Raw genomic sequence first — 14,176 nt, 5'->3', positions numbered from 1 at the left:
GCGGTGCCGCCGAGGTCCACCTCCGGCTGCTGTGTGAGCGGGTACTCACATGAGAGATCGGGGGACTGTCAGCAGAATCCCGACGGTCGGATGCGAGCGGCGCGCTGCGCTGCCCTCATCCCACCCGGCGTGGCACGGGCGTCGCGACGTCGCACCCGCTGCGCGAGGACTCAGCCGAGGGTGTTGAACCACTCACGGCGCGACGCGATCTCGGCGTCGCTCTCGTCGGACGGCGCCGCGTCGTGCGCGGTGAGGAGCCCGTCGCGCAGCGGGACGAACGTGAAGCACCGCCGGCACAGCGCCCGACCGTGGGGGTAGCCGTCGGGAAGGGTGGCGGCGGGGGAGGCGGGCTCGCCCGATCCCGCGCAGCGCGGCGGATCGGCCGCGACGTCGTTCCACATCGCCGTGCGGTGCCGATGCAGGCCTGGGTGCCCGAGCGGGCGCATGCACCGGCGGCCGTTGCTGCGGCTGCGGCAGAACCGGACGACGGAGGACCCCGTGCCCTCCGGCGGCGGCGCGGCCGTGCTCACCGGCGCGCCCGCGGCACGAACCGGGGCACCCAGCGCACGAAGGCGAGGGCGCCCACCAGTCCCAGCACGCCCATGGCCCCCGCCGCGACGGAGAGGGAGAACGTGGCCAGCGCCGAGACGATCAGGGGAGCGGTCGCGCCACCGGCATCCGTCAATGTCCGCCAGGAGCCCAGATAGGGCGCCGGGTCGTCCTTCGGTGCGGTGTCGGCGCCGAGGGTCAGCAGGATGCCGCTCGAGAGCCCGTTGCCGACGCCGAGCACGGCGGCGAACATCGCGAACCACATGGCCGCCTGATCGGCATCGTGGGTGAATGACAGCGCGAGGAACCCGGCGCCCATGAGCACCATGGCCGGCAGCGCCGCCCACAGCCGCCCGAATCGGTCCATCACCTGGCCGCTGGCGTAGAACAGGGCGAAGTCGATCGCGCCGGAGATGCCGACGACCAGCGCGATGGTCTGCGCGTCGAGACCGATCGACACGCCCCACAGTGGCAGCACCACCTGACGCGCCGAGCGCATCGCCGAAAGTGACGCCGCCGCCAGTCCGAGTCGTCCCAGCACGCCGCGGTGGCGCCACATGGTGCGGAAGACGCCCACGCGCTCCTGCACGGGGATGGAGCCGGTCACCGGCTCCCCGCTGTCCTCTAAGACGCGCGAGTCCGCTCGAGCCCCCGCGACCGCCGTTTCGGGGTCGGGCCCGAGCAGCACCAGCAGCACGGTGGCGACAAGGCAAGCGCCGAAGAACCAGACCGTGGCGTGGGCGTCACCGAACAGGCCCAGCAGGGCCGCCGCCACGAACGGACCCACGAACATGCCGAGTCGGAACGTGCCCCCCAGAAGCGACAGCGCGCGGGCGCGGAAGGCCAGCGGAATCCGCGTCGTCATGAACGAGTGGCGGGCCAGCCCGAACGCCGCGGCGCAGAATCCGATGAGGAACACCGCCGCGGCGAGCACGGGCAGGGAGGGGGCCACGATCAGGCCGGCGACACCCGCCAGTGACAGGGTGCCGGCGATGGTCATGGTGAGGCGCTCGCCGAGACGGGCGACGGCCCATCCGGCCGGGATGTTCCCGCACAGCTGACCGACGACCAGAGCGGATGCCACGAGCGCGGCCGTGGGCAGATCGGCGCCGAGGTCGGCCGCGAAGATCGGCAGCAGCGGGATCACCGCCCCCTCGCCGAGGGCGAAGAGCACCGTGGGCCCGTAGATCATCGGGGCGAACCGCCAGAGGGTCCCGGCGATGCGGGGATCGTCTTCGCCGTGAGCCATCGGCATCCACGATAGTCTGAAGAGTCATGTTTGAACTCGATCTTTCCGCCGACATCCAGGCGCTGCGCTCCACTTTCTCCGACATCCAGGCGGTGGTGGACGTCGACGCGCTCCGGGCCGAGATCGCCCGGCTCTCCGAAGAGGCCGGCGTGCCCGACCTCTGGGATGACGTCGAGAAGGCCCAGAAGGTCACGAGCGCGCTCAGCCACCGCCAGACCGAGTTGAAGCGGCTCACCGAGATCGAGAGCCGCCTGGACGACCTCGACGTGCTCGTCGAGCTCGCCATCGAGATGGGCGACGAGGACTCCGCCGAAGAGGCGCGCAAGGAGCTCGCCGAGCTCGAGGACGTCATCGGCCAGCTCGAGGTGCAGACCCTTCTCGACGGCGAGTACGACGACCGCGGGGCGGTCGTCACCATCCGCTCCGGGGCCGGCGGCGACGACGCGACCGACTTCGCCGAGATGCTCATGCGCATGTACCTGCGCTGGGCCGAGCGGCACAAGTACCCCGTGAAGGTGCTGGACACCTCATATGCCGAGGGCGCGGGCATCAAGTCGGCCACCTTCGAGGTCGACGCCCCCTACGCCTACGGCACGCTCTCGGTCGAGGCCGGCACCCACCGACTCGCCCGCATCAGCCCGTTCGGCTCCGCCGACAAGCGCCAGACCAGCTTCGCCGCCGTCGAGGTCATTCCGGTCATGGAAGAGGCCAAGGAGGTCGACGTTCCCGAGGGCGACATCCGCGTGGACGTCTTCCGCTCGTCCGGCCCCGGCGGCCAGTCGGTCAACACCACCGACTCCGCCGTGCGCATCACCCACATCCCGACCGGCATCGTCGTGTCGATGCAGAACGAGAAGAGCCAGATCCAGAACCGCGCCGTCGCGATGCGCGTGCTGCAGACGCGACTGCTGCTGCTCAAGCGCGAGGAGGAGGCGGCCAAGAAGAAGGAGCTGGCCGGCACCATCACCGCGAGCTGGGGCGACCAGATGCGTTCGTACTTCCTCTACGGGCAGCAGCTCGTGAAGGACCTGCGCACCGGCTACGAGGTAGGAAACCCCGCCGCCGTGTTCGACGGCGACCTCGACGGTCTCATCGCCGCCGGCATCCGCTGGCGCAAGCGCAAGATCGAGGACTGAGCCCGCGCGGCCGAACTTTTTTCCTTCGGCTGCATCCAAACGCACGGTCCCGCAGGAATACCTCTGTGAAGCGCGAAACGGTCGCGCAACACCTGAAGGAGTTCCTCGTGCGTAAGACAATCTCAGCGGGCGTGGTGGTCGGCGCCTTCGCCGCCTTCGCGGCGTTCTCGCCGGCATACGCCATCTCGGAGACCACGGCCGATCTGTCCGTGCTCCACGGCATCCCCGACACACCCGTCGACGTGTACGTCAACGGCGAACTGACCCTCGACGACTTCCAGCCCGGAGATCTCGCCGGTCCGCTGGACCTGCCCGCCGGTGACTACGAGGTCGCGCTGACGGCGACGGATGCCGCGGACGACTCGGCGCCGGTGCTCGGGCCCATCACCCTGACCCTCGAGGCGAACAAGAGCTACACCGCGGTGGCGCACCTCACCGAGGCGGGCGAGCCGTCGGCGACGCTCTTCACCAACGACACCGCGGCGACCGCGCCCGGCGAAGGTCGTCTGACCGTGCGCCACGTGGCAGCCGCACCGGCCGTGGACATCCTCGCGGGCGGTTCGCCGGTCGTGACGGGACTCGTCAACCCCGAGGAAGCGACCCTCAACCTGCCGGCCGGCGTGGTCTCGGCTGCCGTCGCGCTGGAAGGGACCACCGACCCGGTGATCGGGCCGGCAGACGTCGACATCCAGGAGGGCGTGCTGACGATCGCCTACGCGTGGGGCAGCGCCGAAGACGGCAACCTCGCCCTCGCGGTGCAGACCGTGACGGGGCTCCACTCCAACCCGGGTGGCGTCAACACCGGTTCTGCGGGCCTCGTGGCCGAGAACCAGTCGATGCCGCTCATCGCCCTGGGTGGCGGACTGGCTCTGGCCCTCGCGGCCGGCTCGGTCGTCGCTGCCCGCGTGGCCACGGCCAAGCGGCGCTGATATGACGATGTCGCGAGGGTGGGGCGTGGCCGCTGTGCTCGCGGTGGCGCTCACCCTCGCGGCATGCTCACCCCCCGACGCGGAGGGCGGGGTCCCGGCCCCGTCCTCCGCGGCGGCGCGCACCGAGACGGCGGCGCCGACGCCGGCGGTGCAGATTCCCGTCACGCCAGCGACGCCTCCGCCGGTGCAGGCGCCGAGTGCCGCTCCCGAGCAGCTGGCGTCCGCCGAACTCGGGATCGATATGCCCGTGGTGCCGGTCGGTGTGCAGGACGACGGGTCGATGGAGATCCCGGTCGACCCGTCGGTCGCGGGCTGGTACCGGTACGGGCCGGCGCCGGCCGACGCCGACGGCGCCACCGTGCTCGCCGCACACGTGGATTCCCGCGTCTACGGCATCGGCCCCCTCTCGGTGCTGCGGGACGCGCAGCCCGGCCAGACCCTCCAGGTCACCGACGCAGACGGCGCCGTGACCGTGTACACGGTCGAGAGCGTCACCTACATCCCGCGGGCCGAGCTTCCCGTCGACCAGCTGTTCGACCGCGACGGCCCCCGCAGCCTCGTGGTCATCACCTGCGGAGGTGAGTTCGACGAGCAGAGCCGCACGTACAGCGATAACGTGGTGCTGGTCGCGCGGGCATCGTCATGACCTTCGTCGTGGATGCTGCGGGCTGCGACGCACGGAGGGAGAAGCTCATCGAGGACGACGGCGCCCTGGCGACACGCTTCCGCGCGGGGGATCCCGAGGCGCTGAAGACGATGTACGACCGCTGGTCGCGCCTCGTGTTCACGGTTGCCGTGCGTTCGCTCGGTGACCAGACCGAGGCCGAGGACGTCACGCAGCGCACGTTCGTCTCGGCCTGGACCTCTCGCGAGGCGTTCGACGAAGACCGCGGCAACCTCGGCGGGTGGCTCGTCGGCATCGCCCGCCGCCGCATCGCCGACGCGCATGAAGCCCGTTCGCGCGCGGCACGCCTCGAGGACGCGGTGACGGCGGAAGCGCTCGCGCCCGCTCCCGACCCGGTGGACGTCGAGGACTCGCTGATGATCGCGCAGGAGATCGAGCATCTCGAGCCCGACGCGCAGCATGTCATGCGGCTGGCGTTCTACGACGATCTCACCCACGCCCAGATCGCCGACCGGCTCGCCATGCCCCTGGGTACGGTGAAGAGTCACATCCGACGAAGTCTGTCCCGGCTGCGCGCACGATTGGAGGCCGCCGATGTCGCACCTTGACCCTGAACTGGCAGCCCTGATCGCCATGGGCGAGCACGACGCGGCCACCGACGAGCAGAGCGCCCACCTGGCCGAGTGCCTCGAGTGCGCCGACGAGGTCGCCGCGTTCGCGATGGCCGCGGGCGCTGCCCGCGGTGCACTCGTGCAGCCGCCCTTGCTGACGCCCCCGCCGCGCGTGTGGGAGGCCATCGCCGCCGAAGTCGGCTTCACGCCCGGGGGAGCGCAGTCTCCGGCGGCCGACGTGACGCCCGCTTCACCGGTGGACGCGCCGACCGCGCATGACGCCCCGGCCGCCCTGGACCCCGCGCTGCCGGCATCCGCCGCCGCTCCCGCCGCGGCGCCGCCGCCCGCCCCCGCGACGGACTCCCAGGCCCACCACGCCGCGCCGCCGACCGAGCCGCGGCCGCCGGCGGACGCGTCGTCGCACGGCACGCCGCGTTCGGCTGCCTCGCACCGGGTGCCTCGACGAGGGCGCGTGCGTCGACTTCCGCTGCTGCTCGCGCTGGCCGGCACGCTCGCCGTCGTCGCGATGGTCATCGGGGTGTGGGCCACGCAGAACGCCCTCGCGCCGAACCCGCAGATCGTCGCTGAGGCGACCCTCGACGGGTTCCCCGCCCACGAGGGTGCGCGCGGCGTCGCGCTGCTCGAAGAGGTGGACGGCCGCAATCAGGTGGTGGTGACCCTCGACGCCACCGTGCCCGACGACGGCTACCGAGAGGTGTGGCTGCTGGCCGACGACGGGTCGGATCTGGTGAGCCTCGGCGTGCTCGAGGGCAGCGAGGGCGTCTTCGACGTGCCCGCCGGTGTGGACCTCGCGAAGTTCAGTGTCGTCGACGTCTCGCAGGAAGCCGAGGACGGCGACCAGACGCACTCCGGCGACTCGATCGTCCGCGGCGCGCTGCAGCCTGCATGACCGTCGTTCTGCGCTTGGGGCGGATGCCGCAACGCGCGGGTGTCGCTGGCGGCTGCGCCACGGCCGCCGCTTAGGCTCAACTGGTCATGATCCGGTTCGAGAACGTCACGAAGCGCTATCGCGGCACCAGCAAACCCGCGCTCAGCGACGTGGACTTCGAGGTGCAACGCGGCGAGTTCGTGTTCCTCGTGGGCGCGTCGGGGTCGGGCAAGTCGTCGTGCTTGCGGCTCATCCTGCGCGAAGACAGCCCCAGCGAGGGTCGAGTGGTGGTGCTGGGTCGCGATCTGCGCACCCTGTCCAACCGCAAGGTCCCGTACTTCCGTCGCCACATCGGCTCGGTCTTCCAGGACTTCCGCCTCCTGCCGAACAAGACCGTGTTTCAGAACGTGGCGTTCACGCTGCAGGTGATCGGCTCGTCGCGGGCCTTCATCCAGCAGGCCGTGCCCGAGGTGCTCGCGCTCGTCGGCCTCGAGGGCAAGCAGAAGCGTCTGCCCCACGAGCTGTCCGGTGGCGAGCAGCAGCGCGTCGCCATCGCGCGCGCGCTGGTGAACCGCCCCCAGATCCTGCTCGCCGACGAGCCCACCGGAAACCTCGACCCGGCGACGTCGGTCGACATCATGCAGCTGCTCGCCCGCATCAACGCCGGCGGCACGACGGTGCTGATGGCGACGCACGAGGCCGGCTTCGTCGACCAGATGCAGCGCCGCGTCATCGAGCTCAGCGGCGGCGTGATGGTGCGAGACGAGCGTCACGGCGGCTACGGCGACACCTCGGCGATCCCGAGCCTCATGCCCGTCGAAGAGAAGGGCGCGGCCGCCGTCGCCGCCCTCACCGCAGTGCTCGAGCTGCAGCGGGAGATCATCGGCACCTCCGCCTCCGACATCGCTGCCGCCGCGCCCAACGGCTCGACCGTGCGCGTGACCACGGTCACGCAGGCATCGGTGACGCCGCCCGCCGCGTCAGAGCAGGCGGCGCGAGCCGCGGAGCCGCCCTACCAGGTCGCAGAGTCGACACCACCGCGTGCATCGCAGGCCGCCGAACCCGCGGCATCCGTCCTGCCCGCGACCGCCGACGCACCGGCCGCAGACGCCGTCGATCCGTCCCCGCGCACGAGCCCGGTGACCATCGAGCTTCCCCCTGTGGAGCTGGATGAACTGGGTCTTGCCGACCGCTTGGGCCTGGGCGGTCGCTCGTCCGACGACGAAGTGGGGCCGACCTCGTGAGAATCGGACTGATTCTGGGCGAGGCGCTGTCGGGCCTGCGTCGCAACATCTCGATGGTGATCTCCGTCGTGCTGGTCACCTTCGTCTCGCTGACCTTCGTCGGTGCCGGCATGCTCATGCAGATGCAGATCGGCAAGATGCAGGACTACTGGGTCGAGCGGGCCCAGGTCGCCGTCTACATGTGCACCGACAATTCACTCGCCCCCACCTGCGTCGACGGCGTCGCCACTGAGGAGCAGGTGGCCATGGTGCAGGAGAAGCTCGACAGTCCGGCGCTGGCCCCCCTCATCGGCGAGGTGCGGTTCGAGACGCAGGACGAGGCGTACCAGAACGTGATCGACCTGCTCGGCGAGGACTACGCGAGTATCGTCACCGCGGATCAGCTCAACCAGACCTTCTGGATCAACCTGGTCGATCAGACCCAGTCCGAGGTCATGATCGAGGCTTTCAGTGGGATGGCGGGGGTCGAGGAGGTCGCCGACCAGCTGCAGTACCTCGATCCGCTCTTCTCCGCGCTGACGGTGGCCACCTACCTGGCCGTCGGCATCGCCGCGCTCATGCTGATCGCAGCGGTTCTGCTCATCGCCACGACCATTCGGCTGTCGGCATATGCGCGACGTCGGGAGCTCGGCATCATGCGACTGGTGGGGGCGTCGAACCGGTTCATCCAGACGCCGTTCATCCTCGAGGGCGTGTTCGCAGCCTTCCTCGGCTCTCTGCTCGCCTGCGCGGCGATCCTCGCCGGCGTGCAGTTCGGGGTGAACGACTACCTCCGCGGCCGGGTGGACTTCGTCACCACGTGGGTGGACCTGGGCGATGCGGCGATCGTGCTTCCCGTGATGATCATCATCGGCGTCGTCCTCGCGGCGGTGTCGGCCGGCTTCGCCATCCGCCGGTGGCTGCGCGCGTGAACCGCGCCCGGCGCCGGCGCGCCACGCCCACCCGGTATGCTGGTGGGCTGCCGCGCGCCCGTCGCGGCGTACCGGAGGAGTGATCATGCCCAGGGAACGCGGGGAGAAGGTCATCGCGACCAATCGTCGCGCGCGCCACGACTACGCCATCGAGAAGACGTACGAGGCGGGTCTCGTGCTCACCGGCACCGAGGTCAAGTCACTGCGGCAGGGTCGCGCCAACCTCACCGACGGCTACGCGTACATCGACGGGGGAGAGGCGTTCCTCGACTCGGTGCACATCCCCGAGTATTCGCAGGGGCACTGGACCAACCATGCGTCCAAGCGCACGCGCAAGCTGCTGCTGCACAAGGACGAGATCGTGAAGATCTCGCACGCGGTCTCGGCGGGCGGGTACACGCTGGTGCCGCTGCGGCTGTACTTCTCCGACGGGCGCGCCAAGGTCGAGATCGCGGTCGCGAAGGGCAAGCGCGAGTTCGAGAAGCGTCAGACGATCCGTGAGCGCGAAGACAAACGTGAGGCCGAGCGCGCGATGCGCTCGCGCAACCGCCTGGGCGACTAAGTCCTCAGCGCGCGGTGAAGCGGGCTTCGACGGCTGCGCTGACGACGATGTCGTCGGGCTGCAGGCGCAGCTGCGGCGACGCCTCGGTATCCGCCGTGAAGGCCGCTCGCATCATGCGCGCCCCCGGCCCGCCCTCCGGTTCGCCGGGCGTCGACAGCAGTCCGACGTCGGCGACTTCGAGCGGCGTGACCGTGCCGCGCCCCAGGGCGGCCGCGTAGGCCGTGGCGCGGTCGACCGCGACGCCGACGGCTTCGGATGCCACATCGCGCTCGACCGCCGCGCGCGTTCCCGGTGTCAGGCGCCACCCCACGGTCTGGATCTCCACGCCCTCGCGCTCGGCGACGGCTGTCACCCACGCCGCCACGGCGACGGGATCGTCGAAGGTCGCGGTCAGTTCGACGGACGCGTGGTGCACCGGCGCCAGGCGGTGCCCGTCACCCCAGGGGCGCTCGGACCACACCGACATGCGGTCGCTCGACCACTCCACGAGGCCGTCGGTGCCCTGCCGGGCGGCGAGGTCGTCGGTGAGCGGGGTCGCGAGGGCTTCGAGGCGCGCCACGACGTCGGCGCGGTCGGGGCCTTCGACGGCGACGCGCAGCGTGACGACGGCCTGCTCGGCGGCGACGCGGCGCTCATGGTCCCCGCGGACGGTGATGGTGACGTCGGTCATGGCTGCGACTCTACGCGGCGACCGGCTGGGAGACCGTCGTGGAATGGCGTGGGGGTGGCATCCGTTATAGTCTGTGGTGCCCGGAGCTTCGGCTTCGGGCTGGCAACTCCACAGCGTGACAGCGGTTCCTTCGAAAGAGGGGTTCACGGGGATGATCGGTTTCGACATCGCCTGAGTCTCTGCGAGAAGCGGGCCGAGGATGCAGGGTTATCTCGTTAACGATCTCTGCAAAACCAATAAGTGCCGAATCCAAGCGCACTGACTTCGCCCTCGCTGCGTAAGCGAGCCCGATAGTCCGTCAGACCGTGTGTGATCCCGACACGGACCCTGGCGTCATCTAGGGATCTTGCTGTGTGACGGCGTCTGGACGTCACGCGGGACTTTTTCCAGACTGGGCTCGTCGACTTAGGTGTCTGTGACAAAGGTCGGAGCCGAGCAGAACGTCTCTACAGACTGCGCCCGGAGAAAACGCAGTATCCCAGCGATGGACGGGGGTTCGATTCCCCCCATCTCCACCACGCCGCTGTCACCGCGAACAAGGGCCCGGCCCGCACCATGTGTGCGGGTCGGGCCCTTTTCTGTGCGGGCGCGGGTGTGTGGTGGCCGCCTGCACGCCGTGCGGGCGATGCGGCCGCGCTCAGGTCGCGATGTTGGTGATGAGGCTGATGGTGGTCGCCAGTACGACCACGCCCCAGAGGAACGACAGCAGCGCGTGCCGCAGCGCCTCGCGCCTCATCGCATGACTCGTCAGATTGGTGTCCGACACTTGGTAGGTCATGCCAAGGGTGAACGCGAGATAGGCGAAGTCTCGATAGCAGGGCGGATCGCTCTGGTTGAAGTCGATGCCCGTGCCGCCGCTGATGTAGTACGTCGCGGCATAGCGCAGCATGAACAGGACGTGGATGAGGAACCAGGACGCGGTCACCGTCATCAGCGCGGCGACGCCGAGGATCACTGCCTCGGCGCCGCGTACGCGTCCGCTCTGGGCCAGAAGAACCCCGATCACCCCGAAGCTCGCCACGCTGGCGAGGATCAGCAGAGTGTGGCCGGCGCGCCTCGTGGGATCCTCGCGTGTCGCGTGGGAAGCCGTCTCGTCGGCATCCATGTCCTTGACGGCGAACCACGCCCACGACGAATAGAGCCCGCTGGCGACGGTCCAGCCCGCGGCCGGCGCGATCAGCGGTGCGCCCAGCAGCGCGGTGACCGCCGTCGTCAGGGCGAGCACAGCGAACGTCGCGGCGACCCGGGTACCCGAGCGGTCCCAGAGCCCGCCGTCGTCGGTCGTCTGATCGCCCACCGTTGCTCCTCTCTCCCGTGCGGGGAGACTAGCGCGCGTACGGTCAGCCACGCAGAGGAGCGGGCGACGAGGGTCAGTTCGCGGAGCGGCCCGGCATGTTGAGGTCGGCGGGGTCGACCTCGACATCGCCCACGTCGTCCGGGCCGCCGGTCCCGGGGGCCACGTTGATCGCGTCGGCGTCGATGTCATCGTCGAGAGCGGAGGGCAGCGGGTCGTCCTGCTTCTGCTGCGTCTCGGTCTCGCTGGCGGGGCTGTAGGTCATGTCCTTGCGCACGGCGTCGGCGTTGGACAGCTCGGACTGCTCTTCTTCGCCGTCTGTCACGGGGCGCGCCTGGTCATCAGAAGTCATGCCCGCAAGCCTGCCGCCGGAGGCCGGCGCGTCGCAGGGGCTTGACAGCGCCAAGCCCGAGCGGAGAGGGAGGGTGCCCGCGCGGAGCTGTTCCTGTGTATTGCCTATGACTGACAGGATGGACCGATGAGCAGTCCCGAGACGTACCCTGCGCACCCGAATCCGTATCTTCCACCCGGTCCGCCCGCGGCACCACCCGGCAAGAAGCCGCTCAACGTGCTCGGTCTCGTGGCCGTGATCTCCGCCGGGGTCGGTCTCATCCTGGCGTGCGTCCCGGCCGTGATGGTCGTCGGCTGGGTGCTGCTCGTGGTGGGCTTCGTGCTCGGAATCGTCTCGCTCTTCCGACCGGGGCGCGGGAAGGCGCTGGGTATCTCGGCCATCATCGTGTCGGTGGTGGGGACCATCGTCGGGTTCATCGTCTTCATCGTGGTCGTCGGCTTCGCCTTCGCCGGTCTCGCATCGTCGGCGGCGGACGACAGCAGCGAGGTCGTCGTCGATGTGCCCGCGGCGACGCAATCGTCGGCGGCGGAGCCGGTCGGCGAGGGGACGATCGACAACCCGCTGCCGCTGGGCACGCCCATCGTCACCGAGGACTGGGAGGTCACCGTCCACGGTGTCGAGTTCGACCAGACCGAGGCCGTCATGGCGGTGAACCCTTACGGCTCTCCGCCGGCGGAGGGTTTCCAGTACATCCTCGCGGACGTGACGATGACGTACACCGGCGATGCCGCCGAGGGCATGATGCCGCTGTGGGTGGGCATCGCGTTCATCACGGCATCCGGGAAGCCCACCGAGACCGCCGCTGTGGACGCCCCCGGCGAGATGGACCGTCTGGCCAACCTTCTCCCCGGCGACACGGCGACAGGTGCGGTCGTGCTGCTGGCGCCCGAGGTCGGCGCGGAGGACGGCGTCATCGCCGTGCGCTCGGGAGTCACCACCGACATGGTCCACGTCGCCGTGCAGTGATCGACGGCCTCTGACGCAACGAAACCCCCGGCAGTCGCCGGGGGTTTCGTTGTGCAGCGCGGCTCTCAGGCCTGCTCGTCTTCCTCCGGCTCGAAGTTCGACGCCTCGCCGGTGTGCCCGGCGGCAACACCGTCGGGGTCAGCGGGGATCGTGCCGTCGGGGCCGAGGCCGTCGGGCTTGGGCGTGACCTCCTCGTCCTCGGGACGCTGCTGGTCGGTCGCGTTCTCATCCATGTTCGTCTCCCTCCATCGGATGCCATCACCGTACGCCGCCCGGGCTCCCCGCGCAGGTGATTGACATGATGCGCCGATGGGCACACGGCCGCGTCACGCGGTAAAGGAGCCGGCGTGCACTGGATAGCCTGGAGGCAGGCGGGGGTCTGTGAGAGGAATGGCGTGCTGGAAGCCGAAGACGTCGCTCGCCGGGCGGCGATCGCCGATTACGATCTGCTGGGAAACCCGCCCGAACCCGATCTGGAGGGCCTCGTCCAACTGGCCGCGACCCTGTGTGGTGTCTCCACGGCCGTGATCAACATCATCGACGATCACTCGCAGCATCAGATCGCCGCTGTCGGGTTCGAACCCGCCGTGTGCGCTCGCGAGGATTCGATGTGCGGGGCTGTCCTGCAGGATGCCGTCCAGGTCGCCGTGCCCGATGCCCGCAGCGATGAGCGCTTCGCTGCGAACCCGTTCGTCACGGGTGAGATCGCTCGGGTGCGCTTCTATGCCTCGAGTCCGCTGGTGACCCCGTCCGGCATCCCGATCGGCAGGCTCTGCGTCTTCGACGAGCAGCCCGGTGCCCTCAGCCCGGAGCGCAGCAGGTCTCTTGACCAGCTTGCCCGCCAGGTCGTGGATGTGCTCGAGCTGCGCCGCATCACCCGGCGTCTCGCGGAGTCCAACGAACAGCTCGCCCACTTCGCCGGGCAGGTCAGCCATGACCTCCGCAATCCGCTCACGGCGCTCCTCGGGTTCGTGGAACTTGCCGTCGACAGCCCGGGAATGCGCCATGCGCCTGACGCCGTGCTTCTGCTGGAGCGTGCGGAATCCGCCGGTGCACGCATGGCGGCCATGCTGAAGGATCTGCTCCGATTCGCTCAGGTCGGCGGCGTCACCTCGGGCTCGGTGGAGCTCGACTTCGGGGACGTCGTGCGCTCGGTGACCGAGGACCTGCACGCCGCGCTCAGCCCGTGCGAGGCGGCCGTGACCGTGGACGCGCCGGCGGATTTCGTCGGCGACGAGACACTGTTGCGGACGCTGCTTCAGAACCTCGTCGCCAACGCGGCGAAGTTCAGTGCGGCCACCGGCGTGCGCCCGCGCATCGACATCCGCGCCCACGCCATCGCCGGTGGATGGCAGGTGACCGTCGATGACAACGGTCCGGGCGTTCCCGCAGAGGAGCGAGAGCGCGTGTTCGATCTGATGCAGCGGGGAAGCACCGCCGCCGCACCGGGGATGGGGATCGGCCTCTCGACGTGTCGACGCCTCGTGCACGCGCACGGCGGACGCATCGGCATCGACGACTCGCCGCTCGGCGGCGCGCGGGTGTGGGTGCTGCTGCCGGATGCGCGCAGCAGCCGTCGCCTCAGCCCTGCGGGCGCTCGATGAGCAGCAGACTCTGCTTGGTGTCCGAGAGGGTCACCCAGCCCTCGCCGAAGAGATAGGTCATGCCGTAGCCGTCCGCCCCGACCGTGAGAGCGAGGTCGGGGTCCTCGGTGATGTAGAGGCCGTCCTCGCCGCTCTCACGCAGCCATCCGGCGGAGAGCAGGTCGTCCTGGGCTCGCTCTGCGGCGGCGCCCTCCAGGGGTGCCCACCCGAAGATCTGCGGGGGAGCGCCCGGCGCGCTGAAATCGGCCCAGACGCACTGGATGCCGGCGGGCAGCTCGGTCTCGCCGATGCGGAAGGGCTCTTCGCGTGAGGTCAGCCCCGCATCCTCGAAGCTCGCGACCGTGCTCTCCGAGATGATCGACGTGCAGGTGGGGTCCGCCGTGGCGACCGGGGTGGTCGACGGCTCGGGCTGCGGCGACGGCGTCGCCGTGTCTCCCGCACCGACGGTCGGCGCCGGCGTGCCGGTCTGCGTCGGGACCTCGGGCCGGGCGCAGGCGGTGAGGGCCAGCACGGCGGTCAGCAGGACAAGGGTCGCAGCGGTGCGGCCGCGGGGGGAGGGGGAGGGCATCGATCGGTTCCGTCGGG

Annotated in this window: 17 protein-coding genes and 1 other RNA gene; 11 read left to right on the top strand and 7 right to left on the bottom strand. The window is 70.1% G+C overall.

Annotated elements, in window-relative coordinates; all coding sequences use genetic code 11:
* Window positions 1-170 precede the first annotated feature (170 nt).
* Together QNO14_RS08285 and QNO14_RS08280 are read right to left on the bottom strand one after the other, a co-directional pair.
* The gene (locus QNO14_RS08285) at window positions 171-530 is read right to left on the bottom strand and encodes a hypothetical protein (RefSeq protein WP_257506278.1); all 360 of its coding nucleotides are present in this window, start codon (window positions 528-530) and stop codon (window positions 171-173) included.
* Window positions 527-1,798, bottom strand: coding sequence for an MFS transporter (locus QNO14_RS08280; protein ID WP_257506333.1), 1,272 nt, complete (start codon window positions 1,796-1,798; stop codon window positions 527-529). The genes QNO14_RS08285 and QNO14_RS08280 overlap by 4 nt, the downstream gene beginning before the upstream one ends.
* Window positions 1,799-1,824: 26 nt before the next feature.
* On the opposite strand from QNO14_RS08280, the gene prfB reads away from it, so the two are divergent.
* The 8 genes from prfB (at window position 1,825) to smpB (ending at window position 8,705) form a co-directional block, all read left to right on the top strand.
* A complete protein-coding gene (gene prfB / locus QNO14_RS08275) occupies window positions 1,825-2,934 on the top strand; it encodes a peptide chain release factor 2 (protein ID WP_257493207.1) in 1,110 nt (369 codons plus the stop codon).
* Window positions 2,935-3,041: 107 nt separating this feature from the next.
* Complete coding sequence (locus tag QNO14_RS08270; protein ID WP_257506277.1) at window positions 3,042-3,863, top strand: DUF4397 domain-containing protein; 822 nt, start codon at window positions 3,042-3,044, stop codon at window positions 3,861-3,863.
* A 25-nt stretch (window positions 3,864-3,888) separates the two neighbouring features.
* On the top strand, window positions 3,889-4,509 hold the full coding sequence (locus QNO14_RS08265; protein ID WP_257506276.1) for a class F sortase: 621 nt from the start codon (window positions 3,889-3,891) through the stop codon (window positions 4,507-4,509).
* Window positions 4,506-5,096, top strand: a complete 591-nt coding sequence (locus tag QNO14_RS08260) for an RNA polymerase sigma factor (RefSeq protein WP_257493210.1) — start codon at window positions 4,506-4,508, stop codon at window positions 5,094-5,096. The genes QNO14_RS08265 and QNO14_RS08260 overlap by 4 nt, the downstream gene beginning before the upstream one ends.
* Window positions 5,083-6,009, top strand: coding sequence for an anti-sigma factor (locus QNO14_RS08255; RefSeq protein WP_257493211.1), 927 nt, complete (start codon window positions 5,083-5,085; stop codon window positions 6,007-6,009). The genes QNO14_RS08260 and QNO14_RS08255 overlap by 14 nt, the downstream gene beginning before the upstream one ends.
* An 86-nt stretch (window positions 6,010-6,095) precedes the next feature.
* Window positions 6,096-7,232: a cell division ATP-binding protein FtsE gene (gene ftsE, locus QNO14_RS08250; RefSeq protein ID WP_257493212.1), complete on the top strand. Its 1,137-nt coding sequence runs from the start codon at window positions 6,096-6,098 to the stop codon at window positions 7,230-7,232.
* Entirely contained in the window at window positions 7,229-8,143 is a 915-nt protein-coding gene (gene ftsX / locus QNO14_RS08245) for a permease-like cell division protein FtsX (RefSeq protein WP_257506275.1), read from the top strand. Before ftsE ends, ftsX begins: the two co-directional genes overlap by 4 nt.
* 85 nt (window positions 8,144-8,228) lie before the next feature.
* A complete protein-coding gene (gene smpB, locus QNO14_RS08240; RefSeq protein WP_191717717.1) occupies window positions 8,229-8,705 on the top strand; it encodes an SsrA-binding protein SmpB in 477 nt (158 codons plus the stop codon).
* Window positions 8,706-8,709: 4 nt separating this feature from the next.
* Here the strand turns inward: smpB and QNO14_RS08235 are convergent, their stop codons facing one another.
* The gene (locus tag QNO14_RS08235; protein WP_257506274.1) at window positions 8,710-9,375 is read right to left on the bottom strand and encodes an SIMPL domain-containing protein; all 666 of its coding nucleotides are present in this window, start codon (window positions 9,373-9,375) and stop codon (window positions 8,710-8,712) included.
* A 147-nt stretch (window positions 9,376-9,522) separates the two neighbouring features.
* On the opposite strand from QNO14_RS08235, the gene ssrA reads away from it, so the two are divergent.
* Window positions 9,523-9,893, top strand: a transfer-messenger RNA (tmRNA) gene (gene ssrA, locus QNO14_RS08230).
* A 119-nt stretch (window positions 9,894-10,012) separates the two neighbouring features.
* Here ssrA and QNO14_RS08225 read toward each other — a convergent pair.
* Together QNO14_RS08225 and QNO14_RS08220 are read right to left on the bottom strand one after the other, a co-directional pair.
* Entirely contained in the window at window positions 10,013-10,672 is a 660-nt protein-coding gene (locus QNO14_RS08225) for a DUF1345 domain-containing protein (protein WP_257506273.1), read from the bottom strand.
* A 73-nt stretch (window positions 10,673-10,745) separates the two neighbouring features.
* A complete protein-coding gene (locus QNO14_RS08220) occupies window positions 10,746-11,021 on the bottom strand; it encodes a hypothetical protein (protein WP_257506272.1) in 276 nt (91 codons plus the stop codon).
* A 126-nt stretch (window positions 11,022-11,147) separates the two neighbouring features.
* Between QNO14_RS08220 and QNO14_RS08215 the strand changes: the two genes are divergently transcribed.
* Entirely contained in the window at window positions 11,148-11,987 is an 840-nt protein-coding gene (locus QNO14_RS08215) for a DUF4352 domain-containing protein (RefSeq protein WP_257506271.1), read from the top strand.
* A 65-nt stretch (window positions 11,988-12,052) separates the two neighbouring features.
* Here QNO14_RS08215 and QNO14_RS08210 read toward each other — a convergent pair whose 3' ends face one another.
* On the bottom strand, window positions 12,053-12,220 hold the full coding sequence (locus tag QNO14_RS08210; RefSeq protein WP_257493219.1) for a hypothetical protein: 168 nt from the start codon (window positions 12,218-12,220) through the stop codon (window positions 12,053-12,055).
* Window positions 12,221-12,382: 162 nt separating this feature from the next.
* Here QNO14_RS08210 and QNO14_RS08205 point away from each other — a divergent pair, with 162 nt between their 5' ends.
* Complete coding sequence (locus QNO14_RS08205; protein WP_257506270.1) at window positions 12,383-13,591, top strand: sensor histidine kinase; 1,209 nt, start codon at window positions 12,383-12,385, stop codon at window positions 13,589-13,591.
* Here the strand turns inward: QNO14_RS08205 and QNO14_RS08200 are convergent.
* Window positions 13,569-14,159 carry a hypothetical protein gene (locus QNO14_RS08200; protein WP_257493221.1) on the bottom strand — a complete coding sequence of 197 codons (591 nt, stop codon included), beginning with the start codon at window positions 14,157-14,159 and terminating at the stop codon, window positions 13,569-13,571. The genes QNO14_RS08205 and QNO14_RS08200 overlap by 23 nt on opposite strands.
* Window positions 14,160-14,176: the final 17 nt, after the last annotated feature.

Origin of the sequence: Microbacterium sp. zg-Y625 (genome assembly GCF_030246925.1) — a bacterium.
GTDB lineage: Bacteria > Actinomycetota > Actinomycetes > Actinomycetales > Microbacteriaceae > Microbacterium > Microbacterium jiangjiandongii.
The sequence above is the reverse complement of the archived record's forward strand: the minus strand, read 5'-3'. Positions and strand labels throughout refer to the sequence as shown.

Coding starts and splice junctions, on each gene's coding strand:
- QNO14_RS08260 (WP_257493210.1), top strand. CDS start 4,506: ATGACCTTCGTCGTGGATGCTGCGGGCTGCGACGCACGGAGGGAGAAG.
- QNO14_RS08235 (WP_257506274.1), bottom strand. CDS start 9,375: ATGACCGACGTCACCATCACCGTCCGCGGGGACCATGAGCGCCGCGTC.
- QNO14_RS08220 (WP_257506272.1), bottom strand. CDS start 11,021: ATGACTTCTGATGACCAGGCGCGCCCCGTGACAGACGGCGAAGAAGAG.
- ftsE (WP_257493212.1), top strand. CDS start 6,096: ATGATCCGGTTCGAGAACGTCACGAAGCGCTATCGCGGCACCAGCAAA.
- QNO14_RS08280 (WP_257506333.1), bottom strand. CDS start 1,798: ATGGCTCACGGCGAAGACGATCCCCGCATCGCCGGGACCCTCTGGCGG.
- QNO14_RS08215 (WP_257506271.1), top strand. CDS start 11,148: ATGAGCAGTCCCGAGACGTACCCTGCGCACCCGAATCCGTATCTTCCA.
- smpB (WP_191717717.1), top strand. CDS start 8,229: ATGCCCAGGGAACGCGGGGAGAAGGTCATCGCGACCAATCGTCGCGCG.
- QNO14_RS08200 (WP_257493221.1), bottom strand. CDS start 14,159: ATGCCCTCCCCCTCCCCCCGCGGCCGCACCGCTGCGACCCTTGTCCTG.
- QNO14_RS08255 (WP_257493211.1), top strand. CDS start 5,083: ATGTCGCACCTTGACCCTGAACTGGCAGCCCTGATCGCCATGGGCGAG.
- prfB (WP_257493207.1), top strand. CDS start 1,825: ATGTTTGAACTCGATCTTTCCGCCGACATCCAGGCGCTGCGCTCCACT.
- QNO14_RS08210 (WP_257493219.1), bottom strand. CDS start 12,220: ATGGATGAGAACGCGACCGACCAGCAGCGTCCCGAGGACGAGGAGGTC.